The 26,307-nt window shown below is 50.7% G+C and carries 20 protein-coding genes; 13 read left to right on the plus strand and 7 right to left on the minus strand.

Annotated features, from left to right (window positions below):
- The 4 genes from V6D20_01390 to V6D20_01405 form a co-directional block, all read left to right on the plus strand.
- The coding region (locus tag V6D20_01390; GenBank protein HEY9814449.1) for a hypothetical protein at positions 1-598 on the plus strand (598 nt) is incomplete at its 5' end.
- A gap of 139 nt (positions 599-737) precedes the next feature.
- Positions 738-1,745, plus strand: coding sequence for an NAD-dependent epimerase (locus tag V6D20_01395; protein HEY9814450.1), 1,008 nt, complete (start codon positions 738-740; stop codon positions 1,743-1,745).
- A gap of 121 nt (positions 1,746-1,866) precedes the next feature.
- Positions 1,867-2,895, plus strand: a complete 1,029-nt coding sequence (locus V6D20_01400; protein HEY9814451.1) for a glycosyltransferase family 2 protein — start codon at positions 1,867-1,869, stop codon at positions 2,893-2,895.
- 115 nt (positions 2,896-3,010) lie between these two features.
- Complete coding sequence (locus tag V6D20_01405; protein HEY9814452.1) at positions 3,011-3,901, plus strand: pentapeptide repeat-containing protein; 891 nt, start codon at positions 3,011-3,013, stop codon at positions 3,899-3,901.
- A gap of 1 nt (position 3,902) precedes the next feature.
- Here the strand turns inward: V6D20_01405 and V6D20_01410 are convergent, their stop codons facing one another.
- The gene (locus V6D20_01410) at positions 3,903-5,456 is read right to left on the minus strand and encodes a hypothetical protein (GenBank protein ID HEY9814453.1); all 1,554 of its coding nucleotides are present in this window, start codon (positions 5,454-5,456) and stop codon (positions 3,903-3,905) included.
- 707 nt (positions 5,457-6,163) lie between these two features.
- Positions 6,164-9,712, minus strand: coding sequence for a DUF4347 domain-containing protein (locus tag V6D20_01415; GenBank protein HEY9814454.1), 3,549 nt, complete (start codon positions 9,710-9,712; stop codon positions 6,164-6,166).
- A gap of 926 nt (positions 9,713-10,638) precedes the next feature.
- Here V6D20_01415 and V6D20_01420 point away from each other — a divergent pair.
- The 4 genes from V6D20_01420 (at position 10,639) to V6D20_01435 (ending at position 15,963) form a co-directional block, all read left to right on the plus strand.
- Positions 10,639-10,971 carry a hypothetical protein gene (locus tag V6D20_01420; protein HEY9814455.1) on the plus strand — a complete coding sequence of 111 codons (333 nt, stop codon included), beginning with the start codon at positions 10,639-10,641 and terminating at the stop codon, positions 10,969-10,971.
- Positions 10,972-12,540: 1,569 nt separating this feature from the next.
- Positions 12,541-14,295, plus strand: a complete 1,755-nt coding sequence (pckA, locus tag V6D20_01425; GenBank protein ID HEY9814456.1) for a phosphoenolpyruvate carboxykinase (ATP) — start codon at positions 12,541-12,543, stop codon at positions 14,293-14,295.
- Positions 14,296-15,101: 806 nt separating this feature from the next.
- Positions 15,102-15,371 carry a hypothetical protein gene (locus V6D20_01430; GenBank protein HEY9814457.1) on the plus strand — a complete coding sequence of 90 codons (270 nt, stop codon included), beginning with the start codon at positions 15,102-15,104 and terminating at the stop codon, positions 15,369-15,371.
- Between the two features lie 289 nt (positions 15,372-15,660).
- Entirely contained in the window at positions 15,661-15,963 is a 303-nt protein-coding gene (locus V6D20_01435) for a hypothetical protein (GenBank protein HEY9814458.1), read from the plus strand.
- A gap of 216 nt (positions 15,964-16,179) precedes the next feature.
- On the opposite strand, the gene nadA is transcribed toward V6D20_01435, so the two are convergent.
- Positions 16,180-17,142: a quinolinate synthase NadA gene (gene nadA, locus V6D20_01440; protein HEY9814459.1), complete on the minus strand. Its 963-nt coding sequence runs from the start codon at positions 17,140-17,142 to the stop codon at positions 16,180-16,182.
- A gap of 152 nt (positions 17,143-17,294) precedes the next feature.
- Here nadA and V6D20_01445 point away from each other — a divergent pair, with 152 nt between their 5' ends.
- Both V6D20_01445 and msrA read left to right on the plus strand, forming a co-directional pair.
- Positions 17,295-17,846 carry a site-specific integrase gene (locus V6D20_01445; GenBank protein HEY9814460.1) on the plus strand — a complete coding sequence of 184 codons (552 nt, stop codon included), beginning with the start codon at positions 17,295-17,297 and terminating at the stop codon, positions 17,844-17,846.
- An 80-nt stretch (positions 17,847-17,926) separates the two neighbouring features.
- Positions 17,927-18,589 (plus strand): peptide-methionine (S)-S-oxide reductase MsrA, encoded by a 663-nt coding sequence (gene msrA / locus V6D20_01450; protein HEY9814461.1) that lies wholly within the window; start codon positions 17,927-17,929, stop codon positions 18,587-18,589.
- 178 nt (positions 18,590-18,767) lie between these two features.
- Here msrA and V6D20_01455 read toward each other — a convergent pair whose 3' ends face one another.
- The 4 genes from V6D20_01455 to V6D20_01470 all read right to left on the minus strand — a co-directional run bounded on the left by V6D20_01455 (position 18,768) and on the right by V6D20_01470 (position 22,768).
- A complete protein-coding gene (locus tag V6D20_01455) occupies positions 18,768-18,953 on the minus strand; it encodes a hypothetical protein (protein HEY9814462.1) in 186 nt (61 codons plus the stop codon).
- An 829-nt stretch (positions 18,954-19,782) separates the two neighbouring features.
- On the minus strand, positions 19,783-21,048 hold the full coding sequence (locus tag V6D20_01460; protein HEY9814463.1) for a HAMP domain-containing sensor histidine kinase: 1,266 nt from the start codon (positions 21,046-21,048) through the stop codon (positions 19,783-19,785).
- Between the two features lie 223 nt (positions 21,049-21,271).
- Positions 21,272-21,637 (minus strand): STAS domain-containing protein, encoded by a 366-nt coding sequence (locus tag V6D20_01465; protein ID HEY9814464.1) that lies wholly within the window; start codon positions 21,635-21,637, stop codon positions 21,272-21,274.
- Between the two features lie 129 nt (positions 21,638-21,766).
- Complete coding sequence (locus V6D20_01470; protein HEY9814465.1) at positions 21,767-22,768, minus strand: glycosyltransferase; 1,002 nt, start codon at positions 22,766-22,768, stop codon at positions 21,767-21,769.
- A 417-nt stretch (positions 22,769-23,185) separates the two neighbouring features.
- On the opposite strand from V6D20_01470, the gene V6D20_01475 reads away from it, so the two are divergent.
- The 3 genes from V6D20_01475 to V6D20_01485 all read left to right on the plus strand — a co-directional run bounded on the left by V6D20_01475 (position 23,186) and on the right by V6D20_01485 (position 26,239).
- A complete protein-coding gene (locus tag V6D20_01475) occupies positions 23,186-23,398 on the plus strand; it encodes a hypothetical protein (GenBank protein HEY9814466.1) in 213 nt (70 codons plus the stop codon).
- 462 nt (positions 23,399-23,860) lie between these two features.
- Positions 23,861-25,225, plus strand: coding sequence for an oligosaccharide flippase family protein (locus tag V6D20_01480; protein ID HEY9814467.1), 1,365 nt, complete (start codon positions 23,861-23,863; stop codon positions 25,223-25,225).
- A gap of 207 nt (positions 25,226-25,432) precedes the next feature.
- Positions 25,433-26,239, plus strand: coding sequence for a sulfotransferase (locus V6D20_01485; GenBank protein HEY9814468.1), 807 nt, complete (start codon positions 25,433-25,435; stop codon positions 26,237-26,239).
- The last annotated feature ends 68 nt before the right edge of the window (positions 26,240-26,307 follow it).

Genomic DNA, 26,307 nt, shown 5'->3' on the forward strand with positions numbered 1-26,307 from the left:
ATCTGCAGTCTTCCTGATCTACCCGATTGGACAAGGTTCCTTCTCCGACGGAATGCCCTTGGGTATTTCCGGTACGTTCAACTTCATGTTCGTGTTCCAAGCAGAGCACAACATCCTGATGCACCCCTTCCACATGTTGGGTGTGGCGGGTGTCTTCGGTGGTAGCTTGTTCTCCGCGATGCACGGTTCCTTGGTGACCTCCAGCCTAGTGCGTGAGACGACCGAGACCGAGTCACAGAACTACGGTTACAAGTTTGGACAAGAAGAAGAGACCTACAACATCGTTGCGGCACACGGCTACTTCGGTCGTTTGATCTTCCAATACGCCAGCTTCAACAACTCCCGCGCCCTGCACTTCTTCTTGGGTGCATGGCCGGTGGTCGGCATCTGGTTCACCGCTCTGGGTATTAGCACCATGGCGTTCAACCTGAACGGCTTCAACTTCAACCAGTCTGTGATTGACTCTCAGGGTCGTGTTATCGGAACTTGGGCGGATGTCTTGAACCGCGCCAACCTAGGTATGGAAGTGATGCACGAGCGCAATGCTCACAACTTCCCGCTTGACTTGGCTGCTGTGGATGCACCTGAAATCGGTTAATCTATCGCAGAGCTAGTCTGATAGCTTGATGAAGAGCGCTCCCTCGGGGGCGCTTTTTGCATGGATATAAAGGTCTAGGGCGATCGCTTCTAGGGGTTGGTGTATGGTATCTGTTGGAGATTAAGACAGAGGTAAAAGCTTGGGTAATGTTTTGGTGACGGGGGCGGCTGGGTTTATTGGCTTCCATCTCAGCCACTATTTGACCGATCAGGGTTTGACGGTCGTGGGCTTAGACAACGTGAATGACTACTATGATCCGCAGCTCAAGCGCGATCGCCTGGTCCAGTTGCGCGATCGCCCGTTGTTTACCTTTAAGCAGGTGGATCTAGGCGATCGCGATGCCCTGACCCAAGTGTTTGAGACCTACCGCCCTGAGAAAGTGATCAACCTCGCAGCCCAAGCAGGCGTTCGCTACTCCATCCAAAATCCCCATGCCTATGTCGATGCCAACTTGGTGGGGTTTGTGAATCTTCTAGAATGCTGCCGACATTTTGATGTGCAGCATTTGGTCTATGCTTCGTCGAGCTCCGTCTATGGTGCCAACCGGAAAATTCCCTTTTCGGTTGACGATAATGTAGACCATCCCATCAGTCTCTATGCGGCGACCAAAAAGGCCAATGAGCTGATCGCCCATACCTATAGTCATCTCTACAGCTTGCCCACCACCGGCCTACGGTTTTTTACGGTCTATGGCAGTTGGGGACGACCCGACATGGCCTACTTCCTGTTTACCAAAGCCATCCTAGAGGGCACGCCGATTAAGGTGTTTAACCACGGCAAAATGCGCCGCGACTTCACCTACATTGATGATGTGGTGCTGGGCATCGCCCGCGTCATGGATCATCTGCCGCAACCTGCTGCCCCCAACGATCGTCCAGATGCTCATCAGGGTACGCCAGCTCCCTACGTGATTCACAATATTGGCAACCACAAGCCCGTTGAGTTGATGCGGTTTATTGAGGTGCTGGAGGGGGCAATCGGCCGGGCTGCCGTGAAGGAATTTTTGCCCATGCAGCCGGGGGACGTGCCGGAAACCTATGCGGATGTGCGATCGCTGGTTGAGGCGGTGGGGTTTCAAGCCAGCACGCCCATTGAAGAGGGCCTGCCTCGGTTTGTGGAGTGGTATCGCGACTATTACAATGTGTAAAACATGTGACGCGATCGCCCCTGCTGACTTGAGCGCTGGGTCTATTGCGTCAGATCAAACTAGAGCCATCTATATCAAACTAGAAATCAAACTAAAACCATCCATAGGGGTGTGAGGTAACGTGTCTACAGCAGATATGCAGTCATCAGGGCAACACTCTCCGGCTCCAGCCTTGGTGCTGGAAAAAACCTATCAAGAACCCTCAGCCCTGACGCCGCTGGTGTCTGTGGTGGTTCCCATTCACAACGAAGTGGAAAGCCTTCCCCATTTGGTAGAGGCGATCGCCTCGGTGCTGCAAGAGCAGCAGGTGTCCTACGAAATCATTTGTGTGGATGATGGATCGCGGGATGGGTCGGTCGAATGGTTGCAGCAGCAGGCCCCCCAGCGCCCAGACCTCAAAGCCGTGATTTTGCGGCGCAACTATGGGCAAACGGCGGCCATGGCAGCGGGTTTTAACCATGCCTCCGGCCGGGTGATTGTCACCATGGATGGGGATTTGCAAAACGACCCCCGCGATATTTTGACGCTGGTTGCCAAGCTCGATGAGGGCTATGACCTGGTGAGCGGCTGGCGGAAAGATCGCCAAGATGCCAAACTGACGCGGCTGTTGCCTTCGCGGATTGCCAATGGGCTAATCAGTTGGGTGACTGGGGTAGAGCTTCATGACTATGGCTGCTCTCTCAAGGCCTACAGCGCTGAATTAATCGCCGATATGAATCTCTACGGTGAACTACACCGATTTTTGCCGGCCTTGGCGGCCATTGAAGGGGGGCGGATTGCTGAAATTCCGGTGCGGCACCATGCCCGCCAGTATGGACAAAGTAAGTATGGTCTTGATCGCACCTTCCGCGTGGTGATGGATTTAATGACCGTCTCGTTTATGAAGACCTTCTTGACGCGACCCATGCATGTCTTTGGCTTCTGGGGCGGCATGTCGTTGACCTTGGGCACCGTTCTAGGGCTCTATCTAACGGTCTTGAAGCTCTTGGGGCAATCCATTGGCGATCGCCCTCTGTTAATTCTGGCGGTGGTGCTGATTCTGGCTGGTATTCAGCTCTTTTGTTTTGGATTACTAGCCGAATTGCTGATCCGCACCTATCACGAATCTCAAGGACGACCCATCTACCGCGTGCGGGAAGTTGTCGAGTAGGCGATGGACAAGGATAGTCAGTATGGTTCCAAGCCAACGGCTGGTCTTGTGAACAGGGTACATTTGGGCCGACAATGGGCAATAATCCAGCAGCACCCCTCAGGAGAGTTTCGATATGGCGAATGAAAACCATCTCACTCTGATCAACAAAGGCGTTAGTGCTTGGAACCAGTGGCGTGACGAAAATCCTGACGTTGCTCCTGACCTGAGTGGGATTAATCTCAACAAAATCAACTTAAAGCACGCCAACCTGAGCCATGTTGATCTAAGTCAAACCAGCTTGTTAGGTGCCGATCTGGGCTATACCAATTTGCACCATGTCAATCTGTCTCGGGCTGACCTCAGCGGTGTTGATTTCAATGAGGCGAATCTCACGGAAGCCAATCTCACGGACACTAATTTGCTCGGGGCCTATTTAAGCAGCGCCGATCTGAGTAAAGCTGACCTCAGTCGGGCCAAGGTCAACCGGGCCGATTTAACCGGTGTCAACCTTTCTAGCGCCATCTTGACGAAGACCAGCTTGGTTGGAGCTGACCTCAGCCGGGCTAATCTTAGCCAGGCTAGCTTGGTGGGTGCCGATTTGAGTCGGACAGAAATGAGCCGGGTGAATTTGAGCCAAAGCGATTTGACAGGGGCAGCTCTGCGAGATACGCGATTGATTGGGGCTAATCTAAGTCACAGTATTTTGGTGAACGCGGTTCTGATTGGGGCACGGCTCAACCGCGCGGATCTCAGTGCAACGGATTTCACCGGTGCCAATCTGAGTACAGCCACGCTTTTGGGTGCCAAGCTCACCCAGGCTAATCTCAGCCAAGCTGACCTAACGGCTGCCAACCTCAGCGGTGCCAACTTGAGTGAAGCCATCTTGACCCAAGCGATTTTAGATGAGGCTAACTTGAGCGGTGCCAACCTCACGGATGCTGTTGTGACCGACATGTCTGCTGAGGGGGCTGATTTTAGTCAGGCTACGCTACCCGATGGTTCTCTGTCTGAGTCACCTTCCTAGCCTAAATGCCAGAGCCCAGCGATCGCCGCTGCCGAAGCGATCGCCCTCCGCCAATGCCGGTCTTGGTTTGCTGCTCTAGGTCGCCCTCCTGCTCGGATGTTGGGGGGGATGGTGCTGTGGGCAAGTCCGGTGAGGGGGAAGGTATAGCGGGTTGGGGTGGGCGAATCGGCAACAGCTCACCTTTTCGGGATACAGGAGCCAGGCGAGTTTGGGCTTGGTTAACGGCTACCCCCGCAATGCCACCACACATGACCGAGAACACGGGATTAGACATCGCATTTAAGACGCTGTCCATCATGTACAGCAAGAGTACCGTGGCCATGAGGGCTGCAGGGGCCACCTGGGGATGGGACCATAGCTTGGCGGGATAGCGGCGAATAAAGGCAAACACTGATAGGAAAAAGGATCCAAAAATTGCTGTTAGCCCAAAGAGCCCATTCACCCCAAATACAATAATCCATAGGCTATCGGTGACAGCAACATCGTTGCCATCCTCATCTATAATGCGGTTGCGCCCCCATCCGCCCCAGCCAAAGATTTTGCGCTGTCGAGCTTTGTCTGCCAATAATTCTTCGTTATTAAATCGGAATTCTAGCGATGCGATACGCTCTTCTGGCACAAAGGATTCTAGGGAAGTGATAATTTGATCCGTTATGTAGGTTTCGGTGAGGGCATTTTGGTAGAGGTAAACCGACAGGGAAACAATGAGGGCTAGCGCGAGGATGGCGGTGCGGAAATACCAAGCCGCTGCCATAATGCCTAGCCCGATGACTAGGAGCATGTAAGCGCCGGTGGACTTTAGCAAGGTGAACCCCACCAGCATGACCGGAACCAGGATCTTCATAGGAATCCCGCGAACCTTGGTGAGGGCTCCTGTTTTCCAAAGCCCAATGCCTGTCAAGGTTGCAGCCATCATCCACCCACCTACAGCCAGACCGTGGCGCATCAGCACCGTAGGCCGGAAGCCATCCATCCGCATAGCTTGGGCAAAGTCGGCAAAGGCGTGGGAGCCGTAAATGATGGCATGGAGCTGGGGGCTAAACCGCACTTCAAAGAGACAGAGAGGAATGTAGGCTAGTCCGCCAATGAAAACAGCGATCGCCAACATCCGCATCCCTTTGAGGGTGTTGAGATAGATCCGTCCTAGAAAATAGGGAAAGCCCCAGGTAACGGTTTGCTCAATGGATCCTGTAATGCCGTCATAGAGACCTAGTCCGTTTGACATAGATGAGAAAAAGGGCGCGATACAGTAGAGCAGGATGGGAATATCGATCCAACTCAGTTTAAAGAACTGTAGCTTTTGAGCGTTGAAAAGCAGGGTTGCCAGAAAAATGCCGTAGCATGTTGCCGACATTTTTGTATAGTCTGGAATGCCTGGTAAGACTAAGGTTGCTTCTGGTAAAAAGAGCCAGGCTAAGACAAAACTGAGCACAATGGCGCGCTGTCCGGGGAGCTGCATGAAGAGATACAGCACCAGCGGAAACCACAGCAACATGACTAAAGGAACGGTAGGCGCTACGTAGCCTCCTCCGTTGTAGGTCATCTCAAAGTTCATAGGGCACAGTGTGAACTGAGGTCAACATAACGCATCTCTAGCAGGTATCCACAGCAGGCACAGGATCTCACCCCATTGTGAACGATAGATTTTAGATCCGCATGGGTATATGTGACGGAACTGAGGGTAATCGGTGTCATTGGGTTGCGATCGCTGAGGTGGTATGCGACCCAACCTGATGCCAGCTTGTCCAAAGCATTCTGGGCGGATGTTCCTTCAGAGAGGCTGAAAGCGATTGCCCATAATAAAAGGGGCTAAGATAGCCCCCGATCGGTTCAGAATTCCAAGTCAACATTAGACTAACGTAGCAATTTAGATACGATTGCAGCATTGAATACAAATAGAGCCATTTTGGATTTTCTTTAGATATTCCTGTAGTTTCGTCTATGGCACGTATAAGGTTGGCTATTAGTTATTTGAAATGATCCGGCTAAAAGCGATCGCTTTGGATAGGAAAAGGTTTGAAATGATCATGTTTTGACAAATAAAATGTATCCCATCACTCTTTCTGGGATGCCCCCGATGAAGGGAGAATTGGGGCTTTCTCCTTCACCGGAGGGCATATGAGGCAACGAGATCGTTTAGGCTGTCGTGCTTAAGATGTCGTGCCCAAAATGTCATGATCTAGAAGCTCAACGTCTTGTTTAAGGACGACCTTGAGGACAGAATCATGGTCAATCTTGAGCACGACCCAACCATGGGATGACCTAGGCAGCGAGGATAAAGTTATCTCGGGTTACTTGAGTAGCATCAATGCCTTTGAGTATAACAATGGCCTGAACGGCCCCCTCGTTGAAGCCGAACCCTAGCCCTCCTTCTGTATCGACTCGAACGGCAGTATCGCTTCCGAGTTGTCGGACAGCAACATAGCGAGTGAAGATATCAACATCGGAGGACTGATTGGTGTATCGACGATCTGCAAAAATTCGACTGAGGTCAATCAAATCTCTCTCTACACTAAAGTCCTCAATGGAGTCCCGTCTTCCATCTATGTCCTTAAACACAAAGGTATTAAAGCCACCGCCACCGCTGAGGATGTTGGCACCCGGGCCACTGTGGAGAATGTCATCTCCTATGCCACCGAAGAGTTCGTTGTTTCCATCGCCGCTAAAGAGTTGATCGTTGCCAGCGTTGCCTTGGAGGTAGTCATTACCGCTGCCACCACGCAGGATGTCGTCTCCCTCTCCGCCGAAGATGCGATCGTCCTCATTACCGCCAAAGAGGCGATCTTCACCAATGCCACCGAGGATAAAATTATTGCCCGATGTGCCATAGATGACATCATTACCAGCGTCACCAAAGAGACGATCATCGCCAGGACCACCGTAGATAATGTCAGTGCCATTCCCCCCATAGATGGTGTCATCACCTGTTCTGCCATAGAGGATGTCGTCGCCAAAATTACCGTAGATAATGTCATCCCCAAGACCGCCATAGGCAGTGTCATTGTTATTACCACCATAGAGCTGATCATCCCCAATGCCTCCAAAAAGGCGATCGTCCCCAGCTCCGCCGATCAGCAGATCATCGCAGGCTAGACCACGGAGATTGTCATTGCCGCCGCGACCCTCTAGGCGATCATTGTCTCGGGTGCCAACCAGCTCGTTATTAGCATTGGTGCCAATGAGGGTGACGCCTTCTTCGCAGCAATCTTCACAAGGTGGCTCAGGCACCAACTGGACAATGCGGGTGCCAGCTACATCGCGGTTATTGGCAAGATTAGGATCGTCTGTTGCCGATCGCACTGCTGCCCGGTTCCGCACTATCAGGTCGCGATCGGGGGCGATCGCATTTACCTCAAAGACTCGGACTGCACCGCTGGCCAGGCGATTGAGGTTCCATTGCACAATACCGGTTGCCGCACTGTAAAATCCCTGGGGTGCACTATCAAAGATCAGGCCATCCGGAAGGCGGCTACGAGTGATCAAATTCGTGGCGGTATCGGGGCCAGCATTGCGCACACGGACGCGATAGGTGATGGTTTCACCGCCTTGTACCCGATCGGGGCCAATGATGCTGAGTCTGAGATTGGCTAAGTCATCCTCTGGAGGCTCAGGGTTATCCAATCGGACAATGCGGGTGCTAACGACATCGCGGTTATTGACAAGATTAGGATCCTCAGTTGCCGAACGCACGGTGGCTGCGTTCCGTACTGTGAGGTCGCGATTGGGGGCGATCGCAGTTACCTCAAAGACTCGACTTGCGCCGCTGGCTAGACGGTTGAGGTTCCATTGCACAATACCGGTCGCCGCATCGTAGGTTCCCCGAGGCGCACTATCAAAGATCAGGCCCTCCGGAAGGCTACTGCGCGTCACCAAATTGATGGCGGTATCAGGGCCAGCATTCCCCACCCGGATGCGGTAGGTGATGGTATCCCCGCCACGCACCCGACTTGGCCCAATCGTGGTGAGTCTAAGATTGGCTAAATCCTCCTCGGGCAACTCATTCACAACATTAGTCGCTAAAACGCGGCGATTGTTGTTGAGATTGGGATCCACTTGAGTGCCCGTGACAAAAGCGGTATTTTCAAGGGTTACCCCGGCTGTTGCTGGTGCTTGAACTGTAACGGAATAGGTTACCTGGTTACCATTATTGAGATTGGTGGGAGTCCAGTTGATGGTATTGGTGACCGCATTATAGGTGCCTCCATTGGATGCACTCACAAAGGTTAGACCATCGGGCAGTAAATCCTGCAGGGACACATTGGTCGCATTGTTGGGCCCGCTGTTCGTCACTGTAATGTTGTAGGTGAATTCATCCCCTGGCAGCACGTCACTTGGCCCAGTTTTACGAACCACCAGATCGGCTTGTGGGCCTGTGGGAGGATCGTTGGCCGTACTAATAGTGAGGTTACGAATCTCATGGATATTGGTTGCCCCACCCGTTGAGGCACCAAACCCAAACTTAAAGGTATCTGGGATGGCTTCTCCGGTTTCAGTAACGACATTGAAGGTGGGGATAATGTCTTCGCCAAGATCGTTAAAATCCCCATCGTTATTGAGATCAAGAAATACGGTGAGATCGCCATTGTCTTCAAGGAGGATGCGGGCTGTGCGCTGCGCTGCATCACGATTGGCGGCAGCGTTGACACTTAACCCACCTGCAATAGGATCGCTCGAAGTAATGTACCCGTAGTTCGTTTGCTCCGGACCACGGATAGAGACGCGATTCGGAGATAGTCCTGCAGGAACTAGTCCTCCTACGCGACCCTCATCCGCATTGGAATAGTTACCCCAAGCATCAAATCCGATCCCGACATACCCGCCTTCTAAGCCAGCATCTACCGTGGGAGTATCGCGTTGCGCATAGCCGAGAGATCCACCAAAGGCTCCCGCTGTTGCGGGGGTGACAGAGCCATCGAGAAGAAAGAAGTTGATGCCATCGGCACCACTGCCCCCGTACATGAAAAACTCAAAGGTAATGTCTAAGCCATCACTGCTGCTGATCGGGTTGTTGTAGATGACAAAGGCGGCTTGGTTTTGGGCAGCAGGCGTGAGGCGCAGAGCGCCTGCACCAACGGCATCAATGGCACCACCAGCTACACCTGGCAGGGCACCAGTAGTGCCTGTACGAGCGGTTAGGACTGGGTTGTTAGGATTCGGGATGTTTGCTCCAGTGCCGTAGATCCAGGGGCCTTGAACCGTGTCTAGGGTAAAGCTGTCTTGAAAGAGAACGGAGAGAACAGCGGGGTAGCGATCGCGCGCCTGGGCTGAGAAAGCCAGTTCGCTGCGGAGGGGAGCCGTGGTGACATCAAGCTGCCAATTGCCGCCGCGATCGCGATGACCAACGGGCGTGGAGGAAGCCGCAATCGTTGCTCCTGTCAGCTCATGCAGCGTTTGCACAAACACCTGTCCCCGACGGCCAGCCCCAACCTCACAGCCATAGATGAGGATTTCAGAGTCTGATGCCAAAGAACGCTGCCATTCCCGAAGGCGATCGCTTTGGCTCTGCAGGGTGTCCTGATCGAGAGGAACTCGTCCTAGGGCTAACGATCCTGGTGATCCATGGGCGACGAGATGGATAGTGCGGACATCGCTGTACAGGTCTAGAGTTTGGCTAATGAGGGCGATCGCGTCTTGGGTTGGGTTGAGAAGAATAGCAACGCCATGGGTGGGTAGTTCGGAGAGTAGATCGGTATAGTTTTCAACTCTCGAATCAACGAAAACAAGATGGGTTGGGAGGGTTGTAGATGCTGGAGATAGATGCACCGTTCTCTTCAGTTGATCGGCGTTGGATGAACCCCTAGTTTTTTGCATGACTGCTAAGATCCTCAATTGCATTTTAGGAACGAGTTCGTCTCACCTGATGCAATGGGAGGTCTTGTTAGCAATCCATGTCGATGCTTTTTGGATGGATGAACTGCTAGATATGGATGCATGGACAAGATCTACATTGAAAGGGGACGAATTTCAGGGTGTACAGATACAGACTAAACATGGCTGCCATAACAACAATATCGACAAAAAACACAGATTATTTGCGAATAAGATAATCTGTGTTTTTGTCAAGTGCCTGTTATTGTAGCGTTGATGGTCTGAGGTAGAGCATTGATGATATGGTGTGACCGTCTTAAATCCGACTGAGATGAAAAAATCAACTTCAACTGTAGCAATACTGATACGTGTATAACATTAATTTTTCCAATCTTCATCGAGACATCACTAACTAGGTGGAAACATGAGCATGTTCCTTTAAACAAGCCTATTGTAGGGGAGCATTGCATGAACTCCAAGAGAGTGAAGTAGGTATTTGGGGGAAATGTATGGGTGTGTGTCAAGATTGACGCGGCAAGCGATCGCTCTCCAGTATTTTCTCTGTAAAAATAGTAATCCTACGCATCAGTATTTACCCTGAGATAAGCCTGTCGCCTGCGATCGCTGCCTGTATGGAGTGATGCCCGTCACACGCAGCACGAGAGTGCATCACATGGAAGCGTCTATATTCATCACGATTGTCTCTATTTACTGTCACGAGTATGCTTAGGCTCCCATCACAGAATAATCTGAAGCAGTATTGGATACTGAATAGTGTGAATCAAGCCATAGCGATCGCAGTCTGTGTTTTGAATAGATTGCTATCTCCGCAGCAAGTATTGCAATGACTGAGGGTTTCTATGATGACCTTGCCTATGCTCGTCTCTTCCCCAAGCTCTAAAGGGGGTTCGCATCAATCTCATCAGTTAATGGGACGGTATGTCCGGCGTTTTTTGGCCCTAGGCATGTCTAAGGTCGAAGCCCAACAACTTGCCCGTGCGGTCGTTCAATATACCGTAAGCAAACGTGTGAAGGGGCAGCGGCGATCGCTGAAAATGCGGCAACTGATGCCAGTCTACTGGCGGCGGCTGATTGAAGTGGGTGTACCGCTGCAAAATGCCAAGGAAATCGCTGAAATTATTGCTGCTTATGATGTGCTGCGCCAAGTCCCTTCGCCGTACCAGTTGGCTCTACTCAAGCAACATTGCCGCTATGTTTGCCGGGCAGAGCTATGGCGGCCCAAATTGCTGATGGTGGACTAAGCGATCGCCCTCACGGTTCCTTTTTTTTGTTAGGCACAGATGTCTTAGATCAGCCTAGATTTTTGGGGAGAGATGGTTTCCGCGATCGCCGGTCAACATCTTCCCCGTCCTAGATCTGCAGATTCCACTATCTCTATTCCACGAAAGTTTCATTTTGTGGAATAGAGGTGATTCATGCAACCCATGAATAGACTTTTTTCGCACTAAAGTGACGGGATGTCCTCTCAGACGTGGTTTCTATGCATTGCGCCCAACGGCAGATGGTTCCCAAACGTGAGGGCGATCGCGTTATGGCTGAGCCAGATTCATCCTGATCTAGTCGAAGCTCATCCCCTCTTGATTGAACTAGATCAGGATGAACGAAGGGACTAATGATCGTTGTCGAACTTACGTTGGGCAAGCTTAGATATTTCGGCAAGGTGAGCTCTCACCCCACTATCCCTAGGCTTCCAAGCAAGATCGTTGCACAAGGTGGACATGCGTGGAGGCTGGTTGTTTCGAGGGTGAGTCATTCTAAGGATGAATAGCGATCGCTAAAAAATCGCCCGATCGAGTGAGGTTAAACAACAGCAAGATCGTTTAAGTTTACTGAAGAACAGCAAGGTAAAAATCGCCCCTTGGCAATTGCCAGGGGTTTTTTTATGGAAGTTTGGTGGATCTCAACGCAGTACCCCTTCCATGGCTGATCCTCAGGACAAGCCTGAGAATTCAGTATTTCTAACCTTTAGAAGAAGGCACTCACGGGCAGTCAAGGTGTCTTAATTTTAACAAATTTCCGATTAAATCTTGACTAGAGTTTAATCGGGATGCCATCAGCTCTGTAGTCCACAAGAATCGGCATGAAAAGCACCCTGCCTGGGAAAACAGGGTGCTGTGGAGTTAGTTGCATATAGTTCATAGTTCTAGAGCGATCGCCGAAACCCGCAGGTGATTTGTCAAGACTCGATGAGTTTCTAGTAGATGAATTGTAAAGCTCCCCCGTCTGTACGTGGTTATGGATGGGGTTAACCGAGGTCATAGTGCCCTGAAGCTATCCACGTCTGATGAGCTAGCGCTAGGCCATTTTAGGACGAGACATTAGGCGATCAATCTAGTGGATTGGATGCGAGCAGCGAGGCCGCGAACATGCCCTAGCCCTGGAATAGCGTCTAGGGCCAGGAGAACTTAGAACTTGTGTTGATCTATGGCTTTGAGATGTTTCCCTTGGCGGATGTTTGGGAATGTAATGTATTGCATTAGTTTAACCTAGATAAAAATTTCTGTTTTCTTATAAAGAATTGATGGAGAAATGACGTAGATTCATTACGAATTTTTTGTGCATAGCAGAATTGTCTTAATACTTTTTACTTGGAATTATTATTCACAGCACAATAGAAATTAAGTACCATTTTAGTGGTTTATATTGCATAGAGATTCCTAGATGAAGCTCTCTATTCTAAAGAGCGATCGCCCTGGAAATGGAATCCTAATGGTGGATATCTAGTAATTTTTTATAAGTTTTGTAGAAGATTGTTTACATGTCTGATGGCCTGGGATGCGTCACCATAGCTACATTTTTAGGAGAGTGCCATGAATTATAGAAGCCATGACCTAGGTGCTACATCAACTCAAGAGATTTCTCCATTTCATGAGCAGACGTTAACAGCTTCTAGTCTGTATGAAACGCTGCATCAACCTCACCCTAGTGCTTTGCCTGGACGTCAACCCTGGAGTGCTTATCAACCCACCCCTCCCCATCGTTATGGCTTGGCTGAGCTGGGTATGAAAAATCTGGGTAACGTCTATCGAAATTTGCCGGTTCCTCAGTTAATTGAACATGCTCTGATTCGAGGAGAAGGTGTTTTAGCGAGTAATGGAGCCCTCTGTGTTAAAACCGGCAAGCATACAGGGCGATCGCCTCAAGATAAGTTCGTTGTCGATGATCCCGATCATCATACAGAGATTCATTGGGATGAGTCTAATGTTCCTATTTCTGAACTCAAGTTTCAACATCTTTATCAGCGAATTCTCTCCTATGTTCAAGGGCGAGATCTCTATATCTTTGATGGTTTTGTAGGGGCAGATTTAGCCTACCGCATGGGTGTAAGAGTCATTACTGAACTAGCATCAGAAAGCCTCTTTTCACATCAGCTTTTTCTCCGTCCTTCACCATCAGAATTAGCGAGTCATCATGCAGATTTTACCGTAATTGCTGTTCCAGGATTGAAGGGCGATCCAGACAATGACGGCATTCATAGTGAAGCCTTTATTGTGATTGACTTCTCAAAACGGCTGGTGATCATCGGCGGATCTCGCTATGCCGGAGAGATCAAAAAATCGGTCTTTTCCCTCATGAACTACTTCATGGCTAAACGGGGAGTCTTGCCCATGCACTGCGCGGCCAATCGAGATGCGCAAGGTCATACAGCCCTCTTTTTTGGACTCTCGGGAACGGGAAAAACTACCCTTGCCTCTGATCCAGACCGGTTTTTGATTGGTGATGACGAACATGGATGGTCGGAAGAAGGCATCTTTAACTTTGAAGGAGGGTGTTATGCCAAAACAAGCTGCCTGTCAAAAGAGCATGAACCTCAAATCTGGCAAGCGATTCGCTCAGGAGCCTTGCTGGAAAATGTGATTCTGCGGGCAAGCGATCGCTCTCCTAATTACGATGACCATGCCCTCACCGAAAATACTCGGGTTGCTTACCCCATGGACTATATTTCCAATAGCGAACCATCGGGTTTGGGAAACCATCCCAATGCAGTGATCTTTTTAACGGCAGATGCCTTTGGCGTGCTGCCCCCGATCGCCAAACTCACCAGCGCCCAGGCAATGTATCATTTTTTATCGGGATACACGAGTAAACTAGCGGGCACAGAACGGGGCATTATCGAACCTCAAGCCACTTTTTCCGCCTGCTTTGGCAAACCCTTCTTACCCCTTGCAGCAGCGCTTTATGCGGAGATGTTGGGCGATCGCCTGCGCAAACATCACTTTACTGCCACCGTATTTTTGGTGAATACAGGTTGGTTTGGCGGCCCCTATGGCGTCGGGCAACGCATCGCCATTCGCCATACCCGTGCCATGGTCAGTGCGGCTCTCAATGGTGCCTTGAACCGAGTCACCTACCATGCCCATCCCATTTTCAAAATCTTTGTGCCGGATAGGGTGCCCGGCGTACCCCTTGCCCTCCTCGACCCCCGGAAGACTTGGGCAGATGCCCAGGCCTACGATCAGCAAGCCTGCTTTTTAGCCCGCCAGTTTATCGACAACTTTGCAGCGGTTCATGGCACAAATCCAGAGCTGCTTGATGCAGGCCCCACCCTGGAAGCATGGTCTTGAGCTTAAGCAACTGCCCCCAAAACGCTTTGTTTCTCTAGGGCTGGCGATGCGGTGCAGCAGGTGCTCAAGGTTCAATTTGCATAGATATCTCCTCTGTTCCCGCTCGATTTACTAGCTATTTACTCAAAGTTCATGATTTCTTCATCGTTTAACGGTAAATCAACGGGACACAGAATGCAGGATGTAGAGCTAAACTACACGCAGGTAGATTAAATGGTTCGACTCGGGCTATTGTAATTGAACGGTGGATGAGTCCCATCATTCTCGTCTCTAAATTCCATAGGGTGCATTGAAAGGTAGTGTGTAGGCTATGTTCGATGAGGCCATGCCTCAGACCCATAGCTGTCACTCAAGAGCAACTGATAACCACTCGTAGGTCTAAGACCTTGATATTGGCTGATATCGTTTGATGATGGATCGACTCTCCCTATGAGTCTCTAGATATCATAAATACAAGTTGCCAATAGTTAGCCCATGACGTTCAAGTAAGTTTTTAAGTTATTTAGTCCATCATCTAAAGGGCGATCGCGATGTGAATCATGCGCCTGATCGACCGAATTCAACTTTGATGGTGCTGAAGATCTCTAAAGAAACTTGTTGTCGCTGGTCAAGGAAAACCCTAAGCTTGATGATTCCATCAACCTTGGTTGTCCAAGCGAGTGCAAACCTAACAGCCTGATCCAAGTCATATCGTGGCGTATAGGGTGGTGTTTGAATCAGTTGCCACAAGCCTTTATGATGCCTTGTTAGGTATCCTGCTCACGTTTTCTACGACGCCCCTATGTTATGTGGAGACACTTAACCTTATGCATGCGCTATCCAGCCCCACAACACCTGATATGGATTGGGTCGATCGAGTGCTCGTTTCAGCAGGCATCGATGATCACGCCGTTCCCGCTGGCTTGGAATATGCCATTACTCAGTCTGAAGAAGGCATGATGGTTTCGATTTGGGAGCCTGCCCCACTTACACCAACTCGAGTGAGCCCTTTTATGTTTAAGGTAAATCACCGAGTTGAATCTCAGGAAGAGGCCCATCAATTTCTCAACCGCTATCTCCAGCAGATTATTGTATAAAGGCTGAAGGATGGGTCATCGGCAGTTAAAACTGATGTCCCATCCCAAAGGTTTCATTGCGATCCTACAATGGGTGACCGAGTTGATTACACTCAAGATTGAGGTTCATGCCAAGGTGTGGGCAGATGCTGCAGAGGGTAGGATGTGCCTAACCTGATACCAACTGCGCAAACGCCGCCATAGCAGGACGACTGAGCGGCATTGTTCCTAGACTAGATCAGTCTTGCCTAGGAACTAACCTTGATGGGTGGATATAACGTGTTACCGATGATGTAGGGGGCGATCGCCAATGGCCGGGGGAATCGATTTGTTTGGGGATGATGTAGAGTCGGTGCGTAGTTTAGTGGCAGCGGTTGCTAAAATTGCCGGTCGTAATGCCGCCGCCATCCATAAACTCACAGAGCAGGTGGATCGAGTAGTAGCGACCCAGGAAACCAATGCGATCGCGATCGATCGCCTCACCCATCGCATCGATCGCCTCTCTCAGTCGGTCGCCCGTCTTTCGGTGGGTGCTGAAGCCGATCGCTCCGCCATGCGAGGCATTCAGGCCGAAAACCAAGAAATTTTGACGTATCTCAAGGGTAAGCATTAACGTTCCGCACCAGCAGGCGGCGATCGCCGGTGAGTTGGAGCCTTATGGGCTTACAAATTGTGGACTGATGGGCTGCCCTATCGTTTCCCCTCATCCCCTAGCCCCTTCTCCCTTTGTGGGAGAAGGGGCGCAAGAAAGTACAGGGTGCAGGGGTTTTCAAAGCCTCTCTACCGCTTTGGGAAAGGGTAGAGAGGTTGATCTGACCCGTCAACCAGGCTAATGACTCATGTCCAACATGCGCTGAATGGGTTTGAGCGCCGCCTGTTGCAGTTCAGCAGCCATGGTGATCTCGGGCGATCGCCGCTTCATGGCCCAGTAGATTTTTTCCAGGGTGTTCAAGCGCATATGGGGACATTCATTGCAGGCACAGCTTCCCATAGGCGGCGCTGGAATAAACTGCTTGTGGGGCGCTTGCTTTTGCATTTGATGAATAATACCCGGCTCTGTGACCACGATGAAGGAGGAGCGATCGCTCCGTTGGCAATACTTGAGCAGGGCTGTGGTTGAGCCTATATAGTCGGCATGGCGCAACACCGAAGGCTCACATTCCGGATGGGCCAAGATCTCTGCTTCTGGATGCTCCATGTGCAACTGCACCATTTTCTTCTCAGAAAAATTCTCATGCACCATGCAGGCTCCCTGCCAGAGCACCAAGTCTCGGCCGGTTTCTGCCATGACGTAGCGCCCCAGATTTTGGTCGGGCGCGAAGATAATGGGCTGATCCCCAGGAATTTGGTTGACGATCTGCACGGCATTGGAACTGGTGCAAATGATGTCGCTCATGGCCTTGATCTCGGCGGTGCAGTTGATGTAAGAAATCACCAAGTGACCTGGATGAGCGGCTTTGAAGGCGGCGAATTCTGCTGGAGGGCAGCTATCTGCCAAGGAACAGCCGGCATCTAAGTCGGGCAACAAGACCAGCTTGTTGGGATTTAAAATTTTGGCTGTTTCCGCCATGAAATGGACGCCAGCAAAGACGATCACCGCTGCATCAGTACTAGCCGCTTGGCGAGATAATCCTAGGGAATCGCCGATGTAGTCAGCAATGTCTTGAATGTCGGGATCTTGGTAATAGTGGGCTAAGATCACCGCGTTCAGCTCTTGTTTTAGGTCTTGAATAGCGGCGACTAGGTCGGTGGGTAGAGCAGACGTTGACGTGGGACGAGCAGTCGTAAACACAGCAGTACCATCCATCAAAGGTAGGGAATCGGCTGCCTGAGATTGATCCCGGCCTCCAGATCGAAACGATGGATCAATAGGTCGGCTCGGGGGATGGCAATCTAGACAGGTTTCCCATTATAGTAGTTTTTACCAAAATTGGAGGGTTGACGGTGAAGGTGCAGGGAAACGGGCAGGCTAGGGTGTTGACGGGTGAGGAGATTCAGCGCTTGTTTGCCGATGGATTGAGCTGCGATCGCGATCGCGCCCTGTTTGGCCTTTGTCTATATACGGGCTGCCGAATTTCTGAAGCCCTCACCCTGCAGGTGGATGATCTACAGGGCGACATCCTCACCCTGCGGCGGCGAAATACCAAGGGCAAGCTCCAAACGCGATCGCTCCATATTCATCCCGTCCTAGCAAATCTGCTGGCGGCCTACGCTCCGGCCAGCGGCTACCTGTTTCCGGGAATGCCAGGGCGATCGCCCCATCTCACCCGATTCAGCGCCGACAAAATTCTGCGGGCAGCCTGCCGGCGAGTGGGGCTCCAGGGCATCAGTACCCATAGCTTTCGCCGCACAGCCCTAACGACCATGAGCAACGCCGGCATCCCCCTGCGCCATATCCAAGACATTTCTGGACATCGCTCTCTCGCCACCCTCCAACGTTACCTAGAAGTGCGCCCCGAAGATCGACAGCGAGCGATCGCCTCCCTCCGGTTCTAGGCTCTGTTAGGGCTGATCCCGCAGAAATCTGTGGAATTTTGTAGGATGAAAGAGTATTTTGTAAACCAGTGTTAAACCCCATGGGATTATTCGGATTCGGTAAAAAGCTCAGCCTGCCCACGGCTCAAGAGGCGCTAGCTGGACGGGCAAAAACCATGCCCATTCCGTCCAAACATTTTGTCAACGGCAATCCCCTCAATCCTGATCTGAGCGGCTTAGAACAAGCCATGTTTGGTCTGGGCTGTTTTTGGGGCGCAGAACGCAAATTCTGGCAGCTACCAGGGGTCATAGTTACGGCGGTCGGCTATGCAGCGGGGATCACGCCCAATCCCACCTACCAAGAAGTCTGTAGCGGTCTCACTGGCCACAATGAAGTCGTCTGGCTGGCGTTTGATCCATCCCAGATTAGCTATGAAACCCTGTTGAAGGTGTTTTGGGAGAGCCATAACCCTACTCAAGGTATGCGCCAAGGTAATGATGTAGGTACGCAATATCGATCTGGAATCTATACCTATTCTCCAGAACAGCAGCAGGCGGCAGTCGCCTCCAAACAGGTCTATCAAACAGCAATCCAGTCCGCTGGCTATGGAGCGATCACGACTGAAATTCTAGATGCGCCAACGTTTTACTATGCGGAAGAGTATCACCAACAGTATTTAGCTAAGAATCCCAACGGTTACTGTGGATTGGGTGGAACCAACGTATCTTGCCCCGTGGGTACAGAGGTTGAAGCTCGGGCATAACCCATAGCACCAAGTTTCCGCAAAACAGCTAGAGCGTAGATGCATTCTACGCTCTAGCTGTTAATATGGCTTAAATAACCCAGCTTATTGGCGGATGACGCTAGGCTACTTTGAGCAGAAACTAGAGAAGATTGTGTAAAAAATCTATAGTTGTCCAAGGTTCCGCCCTCAGCATCCGTTAAGAGTGGGTATCTGAGATCCAAGATCCGTTGAGCTCTCGGACAAGAGCATCCACGTTACTAGCAATGAGGGTACGAATCTCTTCGTCATAGACAGGTAAGTGGGCAAACCAGGCCTCTAGCTCGTCTAGCTCATAGGGCGTTAGGTTCGTCAGTTTTGATTGAAGCTCTACTGGCATGTCCATGGCAATTCTCACGGGGCTACTGAATAGTAAACTGGAAGGTTGTAATGTGACGGGTTGATCGTTGCTCGGGCATGATCAAAAACGTAAGCAACGCGACGGTTGGATTGATTGTGGGTGGTCGTTAGGAACCCAACGTTTAAGTTCCGATCGCAGGCTGGAGAGTAACCATGACCTGAGTATTGATGAACAAAGACCCATCCTTCAGCAAGGCAAGGATGTGGGGTCTCAGCGGGGCTTCAGTATATACCACAGGGTCATGAGTCACTATTCCAGACAATACCTCTCAGATGTTTGGGAAAGGTATGACGACTAAACTTCACAGAATTAAGGACTTAAGGACAAAACGCTCATGACTTGGGGGGGAGTGCCTGATCGCTATCGCATCTTGATAGATAGGATTACAACATCAGGCTTTTCTTCGTCCTACGCCAACAGGTATGAAGATAGACATCACCCCCATACTGCTGCACGACGTTGATCAACAGATTTCAAGGTAAGGGTTAAGGTCTAGATGGCTGGAGTATCCAAATACTGGCAGCCTCTAAGAAAAAAATCAGTGATTTTGCTTACAAAGTTGGCTAGTCATGTGAGACTTAAGTCTAATTCTAGCGATCGCGCTCTATTTTCTCAAGCTGTTATAAGATTAATTGCGTATTTTCACTGAAACAACATCTATACTGGTTTAGCTTCATAAAAGCTATAAATTTCTGTTTCAGAAACAAGGTAAAATTACCAGCCCTTCAGTATAAAAAGCTCACACCCGGCCACCCATGGTTACCCTCTGCTGCTGGAAGAAGCCCGCACCAATGCTGCCGGTGTTGGGAGTAGGTCAATCAGGGGGAGCGATCGGCAGCTCAAACCATAGGGTTGTTCCTTGACCATAGGTGCTAGAGACGCCAATGGTTCCATGGTGTGCTTCAATGATTTGCTGACAGATATACAATCCTAAGCCTAGGCCCAGGGTTTGGCGGGCGTTGGGCCCACGAGTGCAAAGATTGAACAGTTGATCACATTGTTCTGCCGAGAGGCCAGGCCCGTTGTCATGGATGGTGCAGCGGAGATACTTGCCCATGACTTGGGCGGCCAGCTGTAGATGGATCCCATGGGCGTTGTAGCGTAGGGCATTAGAGATGAGGTTGTGATAGACCCGGTGTAGCTGTGTCGGATCTGCCTTCACGAGCGGCAGGGTGTCTGGGATTCTCACGGACACGATCGCTTCAGCGTCTTGTATAGAAGAATACAGATCGCCAAGAACCTTCTGTACTGAATTTTCTAAAGAGAGCGGTTGGCAATGGAGCTGAATGCCTTGGGTTTCGAGCGTATAGGCTTCGAGTAAGGAATCAATCAGTTCAACTTGGCGATCGCCGCTCTCAATCATGCGGTCTAGAATGCCTTGAGACAGCGTTGTTTCACCGGCTGGATTGCGTAAATTCCTTAAGACCATCAACGTGCCCAAGACGGGGTTACGGAGGTCATGGGATACGGCATGGAGAAAGAGACGAATTTGCCGGCGCAACTCAAACTCCTGTCGCATCATCCGCTCGTAGAGATATACGCCTAGGTTTGAGATCAAACAGACGGAAAAAAGCTGAAATGCAGTCAGGGAATATACTGCAGAGCCCATAGCAGGGGTAAGATCGGTGCGAGCCGCAAAGTGAACGTTTTCAAAGCCAAGGAGCATCGCTCCAGCCACACTGCCCAAAAGAACAACCTGAGACAGCAGATGCAGCCGCCAGCGCACGGGGATCAAAATGGCTTGGGCTGTGAACACAATCATCCAACTGACGGGGTTGAAGATGACTTCCCCTCGAAGAAATACCTGGATCTGGGGCAAAAAGGAAATTGACCAAGATAGCCATAAAAAGAGCCATCCTGGATAGTTCCGAGCGCGGAAGTCCTTCAGCAAGACCAACCCCAAGACTAGTCCCAGACCTTGAGCAATGGAGCTCACGATACAGCGGTAGGATAGCCCTGGCGTGAGGCTCACCGATTGCTCCAGCGTCACGGCTGGGATCACCACAAGCAGATTGAGCGCGGTTAAACAGCTCAACAAGATAATAGCCAGGATGCCAATTAAGCGTAATCGTTCAAGCATGAAGCGATGTTGCCATTTTGGATAGTCCAGTGAGGAGGAGGACGGCATCCAAGGTATTAAGCGATCGCACCATGGCTTAAATGAAATCAGCGTTAGCCTAGGCCACTGAAGATGCTGTGGAGTTTTTGCATTCACATTGGAGCAACTATGAGCTACAGTCTCCACTGTACGAGATCACTGCCCATCTCACTAGCTCCCAGTGGTTCACCCTTTTGGATGAAGGCTAGGACAAGAATGGATCCTGATGGGGCGATCGCATGGAATCCTGACTGGAAAACTGCTGGAGAAAATCTTGCGGGGTGTCGTAAATTTCCAGAACGGTATCCAGGCAAGACATTTCCACGGCCATGCGAGCTTGACCACTGAGGGAGCACAACGCCAGCCGTCCACCCACCTTCTTCACCCGCTTGCTAGCAATCACCAACGCTCCTAGACCACTACTGTCCATGAAGATGACGTCCTGCAGATCTAGAAGCAAGCAGGCGACATTGGATTCTAAACTTTGGGTGACCCAGTGCAGGATATCTGGCGCACTGGTTGAGCTAAGGATGCGCGTGGTCGGACGGAAGATTCGATAGGGGACAAACATAATGCAACCTAGAAAACCGACTGGCTGAGCAAGGTCCATGGCGAGGCCGACCCTGGGTCAATCCACTTTTCTGTCCCAGGGTTGGATATCCGGATCCTGGCTAGCTAGTCTTGCCAAGCGTGATCTAGATTAATGGCTGGATGGTGCAGATTTATATTCGATCAGCGTAGCTTGACGACGGAAGATTCGACGGAGATGAAACTGGAGTTGCCCCTGCAGTTCTGGAAATTTTCCGATGGTGCAAAACCAGCCATACCATCGAGCCACACCTGGGTCGTAGCCCTTACCTTGGGCATAGCGAGCTGTTCGCAGGGCAGACACTGGATAGAGAGCCAGCAGCAGCAAACTAAGCCCCGAGGTGATCCCAGCCGTTCCTAGGATGACGACCGGGATCACCAGCCCCCATATCCAAATCCGGCGGCTTTCTTTGACCCAATGCTGTTGAGGACTGCGGCCATGCATCCAACTGCCTTGGGCGAAGGCGTGACCCGATCGCTGCGATCGCTTCCACCACTGGGAAAACTGAGTCATCTGGGCATCATGTAGGGTCATCTCTGCATCCAGACGGAAAATTTTCCAATCCTGCTGACGCAGCCGCACACATAGCTCCGGCTCCTCCCCAGCAATCAAACTAGGGTTGAAGCCATTCACCTGTTGCACTGCCGCCACCCGCATCATGGCATCACCGCCACAGGCCGTAGCTTCCCCCACCGGGGTATCCCATTCAATGTCACAGATTTGGTTGTAGATCGAGGCTTCGGGAAAACGCTCCCGCCGCCGTCCACAGACTACCGCCAGATCCGGGCGATCACTCAAGGCTTGGCGAGCCGTCTCCAACCAGCCTGGCACCACTTCACAATCTCCATCGACAAATTGCACAAAGGTGAGATCGGGCTGGAGCTGCAGCAGTCGTTCAAAGCCAGCATTCCGGGCGCGGGCAGCGGTGAAGGGAATCGATAGATCTAGCACCACCACCTCAACCCCGAGAGATTGGGCAAACTCGACGCTGCCGTCCGTGGAGCCAGAATCGACGTAGACCACCACATCAGCTTGGCCCACCACCGACTTTAAACAGCGCTGCAGACGATCGCCTTCATTGCGACCGATCGCGACTAATCCAATTGTGTTCAAGGGATACCTCACTCATTGATGAGGGGCGATCGCCCCATGGGTTTGCTTCTACCATGCCCAATCCAGCTTAGCTTCGGCAAGCCGCGATCGCCCCATGAACCGTTTAGGTGCCCCATCAGATACACAAGCTAACCAAGACAAGGATGATCTCTAGGAGTCAAGACTCACCTCATGTCTGAGCGTTTCCTCTTCCCTGAGCAACCTATCTCTGAGGGAGAGATTGCATCCGGCTCGTGATAAATATCACTCAGCGACGGGTTTGAGATCAGCAGAACAACGAGGGTTACCTCACATCGTTGCACGATGGAGATCAAGATCAATCGCTAGAACTATCACAGAACTGTCTCAGCTCTGTCACAGGGAATTCTCAGAACTTTGATTATCGTAAAGGAGTCGTAAAGCAATGGGTCAGACACTATGCAAGCTCAAATCAAACTACAGATGATGTCATGGGATCGCATTAATATCCGACTATTGCTGACGCGGGAATCGGGATTGCTGCAGAAAATCAATCCATTTCATACCTCGCTTGATCACGATATTCATATTGCCGTCGAGCGATCGCCTGATGATGATCTGCCCCCAGTGCATGATTTGGTTGAGCTGGAAATTTTGATGCGTCCTGCCTAATTCTTTCGTTTTTAGCGGAACTTTTTTCATCCCTTGAACATCAGGGTGGTAGGTTTGATCGTATTTACCCCACCTAGGATTAACATACCCAGCCCCCTTAAAGCTTGCCCAGGTGCATCCTATGCCAACAGGCGATCGCCCCTTCAGTAATATCTGAATCATTGGACTGCTGTGGATCGTTGGAGCAAGCCTCCAACTGGCTCAATCCACGGCTCGCCCAATTGCCAACAAGCTGATGTCCTAGGTGATTCTAGACTGGAAAACCTGCCTAATGACTTGATGACAGCGATCCCCAACTTGCATCATCAGGCCACAAACCTGGAAGACTGGCATACCATCCGAAGGTGACAGGACAGACCAACGTTGAAGCGATCGCGTCAACATCACCTCAACATGAATATCTTTCAGCAAATTTGGGTATCCTGGGCACGCCTGCGATTTGCACATTACTAGGGACTCTGTATGGCTGATCCGTCCTTAACGCCTTCTCCCGAGCCCACACCTGATCCTGCGGCCAAACCGTCCCTAAAAGCACGGGCCATCCGGGGATCCATGTGGACGCTAGGCGGCTATGGTGCCAATCAGGTTCTACGATTTGCCAGCAATTTAGTTCTGACCCGCCTGTTGTTTCCAGAAGCCTTTGGGCTAATGTCGCTGGTGCAGATTTTTCTGCAGGGGCTAGAAATGTTTTCCGACATTGGCATCAAGCCCAGCATCATTCACGATAAGCGGGGCGATGATCCAGCCTTTCTCAACACCGCCTGGACGATTCAAGCCGGTCGCGGCGTGGGGCTGTGGCTGTTGTCCTGCGCGATCGCGTTCCCGGCGTCCCAGTTCTACCGCGAACCCATGCTCACCCAGCTTTTGCCCGTGGTGGGGTTAACGGCATTAATCTCCGGCTTCACCTCCACCAAGCTGCCCACTGCCAACCGCAATCTTCGCCTTGGGTTGGTGACCAGCTTAGAACTCACCTCCTATGTGGTGGGTTTGGTGGTGATGGTTTTCTGTGCTTGGCGGTATGAATCGGTCTGGGCGCTGGTGGCAGGGGGGCTGGTAGATAGCCTGTTGCGCATGACCCTCAGCCATGTGATGCTGCCGGGCATCTCCAACCGCTTTCATTGGGAGCCAGAGGCCTTCAAGTCCCTCTATCGCTTTGGGCGCTGGATTTTTATTAGCACCGCGCTGACGTTCTTGGCCGGTCAGGGCGATCGCTTGATTCTGGGACGATTGCTAGACGTGCGATTTTTGGGGGTTTACACCATCGCCGTCACCCTAGCGCGCTTCCCCCGCCAAGCCATTTCTCAGGTGATCGATCGCGTCCTGTTTCCCTCCTATGCCGAACTGATTCGCGATCGCCCCGAGCGAGTCTATACCAATCTACGAAAAAGCCGCCTCACCTTAATAGGAATTGGCTGGGGTATTTCCCTAACGTTTATTCTGTTTGGCCCCGCTATTATCAACACTTTATATGATGAACGCTATGCTGATGCTGGCTGGATCATTCAGATTATTTCATTGGGATCATTAATTGGTGTTGTGGGCGGCACCTATGACGGTATTTTGATGGCCAAAGGCAAGACTTTCTTGGTGTCCTTTTTGTTGGTTGTGCAAATTTCAGTGCAGTTAGCCGCGATGGTCATCGGCTATCAGCTCAATGGTCAACCGGGTGTGGTGTGGGGGTTAGCCAGTGTGACCTGGTTTGCCTATCCTGTGAAAGCCATCATTTTCTCTAAGTTTTCGCTCTGGCAGCCGGAGGTTGATATTCCGGTGCTTGGTGCTGCCATCGTGATTATTTGGGGCTCAACCTATATGCTGAGTTCTATTTAGCCTATCAGCATGATTTATGGCAGTTGTCGTGATGGTTTTCAAGATTCATGCATCCTCTTCATCAAGTTCTATCAGGTGTGTCTGCTGGTTTTAAGGAACAGTCTCATCATCTCTAGCAACCTCATGTATTAACTTCAAAAACCTTCAACCAACTGAGCTAGTTCAGCAGATTTATTTCAGCACCAGAGATTCAACCCAAGAGACACCATGATCCAACAGCCAGATGCCTTAACCGCAAAACTGTTTCGAGCCTATTACAAGGCTAACTTGGTCGTTCGTCGTAAGTCCTATGAGTATCTATGGATATTGGGACATATGCGATCGGGTTCATCGATGTTCACCCATATTCTTAACACTAATCCAGAAATTTCTGGCTATGGAGAAACCCATGTTTTTTACTGGAATGAACATGATTTAACTCACTTAATGTGTGATGTTAAATATGCCCTAAAGCAACTTGATATGAGCGATCGCTTTATCATGGATAAAATTCTCCATGATATGCATATTAAAGACGAATCACTCCTCAATCATCCTCGTATCTCCATCATTTTTCTCCTGCGAGATCCGGCAGAAACCTTGTCTAGCATGGTCAAGCTATGGGGCGAAACCGGAGATGACGGAGTCCAGCTCTATTCTGTAGAAGACTACACTCAATATTATTGCGATCGCCTCCGAAGCATCCAGCGCTATGCCGAAATCATGGAGCATCCTAAGCGAGCATTTTTCCTCACCCATGCCCAGCTCATTCACCAAACAGATGCTATTTTTCGAGCTTTAGAACAGCATCTAGCTCTCAAATTTCCCCTTTCTGAACAGTATGAAAAAACACCGGTAACTGGACAGCGAAAAGTAGGTGACTGGTCTGGAAATTTAGAATCTGGAACCATTATTCGCAATCCTAAAAAAACACTCTATAACCTAGATCCACATCTTCTTGAGCGGGCCAATCAAGCCTTTCAAGACTGTTGTCAAACCTTAAGCCAGCGATGTACTAGCCTGCCCATATCCTAGGATGAATCGTGAGCCAGATGGTGAAACAAACCTCGAAGACCTCCCCCAACCCCTTTGCCAGAGAGGTA

This window comes from Candidatus Obscuribacterales bacterium (genome assembly GCA_036703605.1).
Taxonomy (GTDB): domain Bacteria; phylum Cyanobacteriota; class Cyanobacteriia; order RECH01; family RECH01; genus RECH01.

Excerpts from the sequence above, each read along its gene's own strand:
- V6D20_01405 (HEY9814452.1), top strand. The coding sequence starts at position 3,011 with ATGGCGAATGAAAACCATCTCACTCTGATCAACAAAGGCGTTAGTGCT.
- V6D20_01410 (HEY9814453.1), bottom strand. The coding sequence starts at position 5,456 with ATGAACTTTGAGATGACCTACAACGGAGGAGGCTACGTAGCGCCTACC.
- V6D20_01415 (HEY9814454.1), bottom strand. The coding sequence starts at position 9,712 with ATGCAAAAAACTAGGGGTTCATCCAACGCCGATCAACTGAAGAGAACG.
- V6D20_01420 (HEY9814455.1), top strand. The coding sequence starts at position 10,639 with ATGGGACGGTATGTCCGGCGTTTTTTGGCCCTAGGCATGTCTAAGGTC.
- pckA (HEY9814456.1), top strand. The coding sequence starts at position 12,541 with ATGAATTATAGAAGCCATGACCTAGGTGCTACATCAACTCAAGAGATT.
- V6D20_01430 (HEY9814457.1), top strand. The coding sequence starts at position 15,102 with ATGCATGCGCTATCCAGCCCCACAACACCTGATATGGATTGGGTCGAT.
- V6D20_01435 (HEY9814458.1), top strand. The coding sequence starts at position 15,661 with ATGGCCGGGGGAATCGATTTGTTTGGGGATGATGTAGAGTCGGTGCGT.
- msrA (HEY9814461.1), top strand. The coding sequence starts at position 17,927 with ATGGGATTATTCGGATTCGGTAAAAAGCTCAGCCTGCCCACGGCTCAA.
- V6D20_01455 (HEY9814462.1), bottom strand. The coding sequence starts at position 18,953 with ATGGACATGCCAGTAGAGCTTCAATCAAAACTGACGAACCTAACGCCC.
- V6D20_01460 (HEY9814463.1), bottom strand. The coding sequence starts at position 21,048 with ATGCTTGAACGATTACGCTTAATTGGCATCCTGGCTATTATCTTGTTG.
- V6D20_01465 (HEY9814464.1), bottom strand. The coding sequence starts at position 21,637 with ATGTTTGTCCCCTATCGAATCTTCCGTCCGACCACGCGCATCCTTAGC.
- V6D20_01475 (HEY9814466.1), top strand. The coding sequence starts at position 23,186 with ATGCAAGCTCAAATCAAACTACAGATGATGTCATGGGATCGCATTAAT.
- V6D20_01480 (HEY9814467.1), top strand. The coding sequence starts at position 23,861 with ATGGCTGATCCGTCCTTAACGCCTTCTCCCGAGCCCACACCTGATCCT.
- V6D20_01485 (HEY9814468.1), top strand. The coding sequence starts at position 25,433 with ATGATCCAACAGCCAGATGCCTTAACCGCAAAACTGTTTCGAGCCTAT.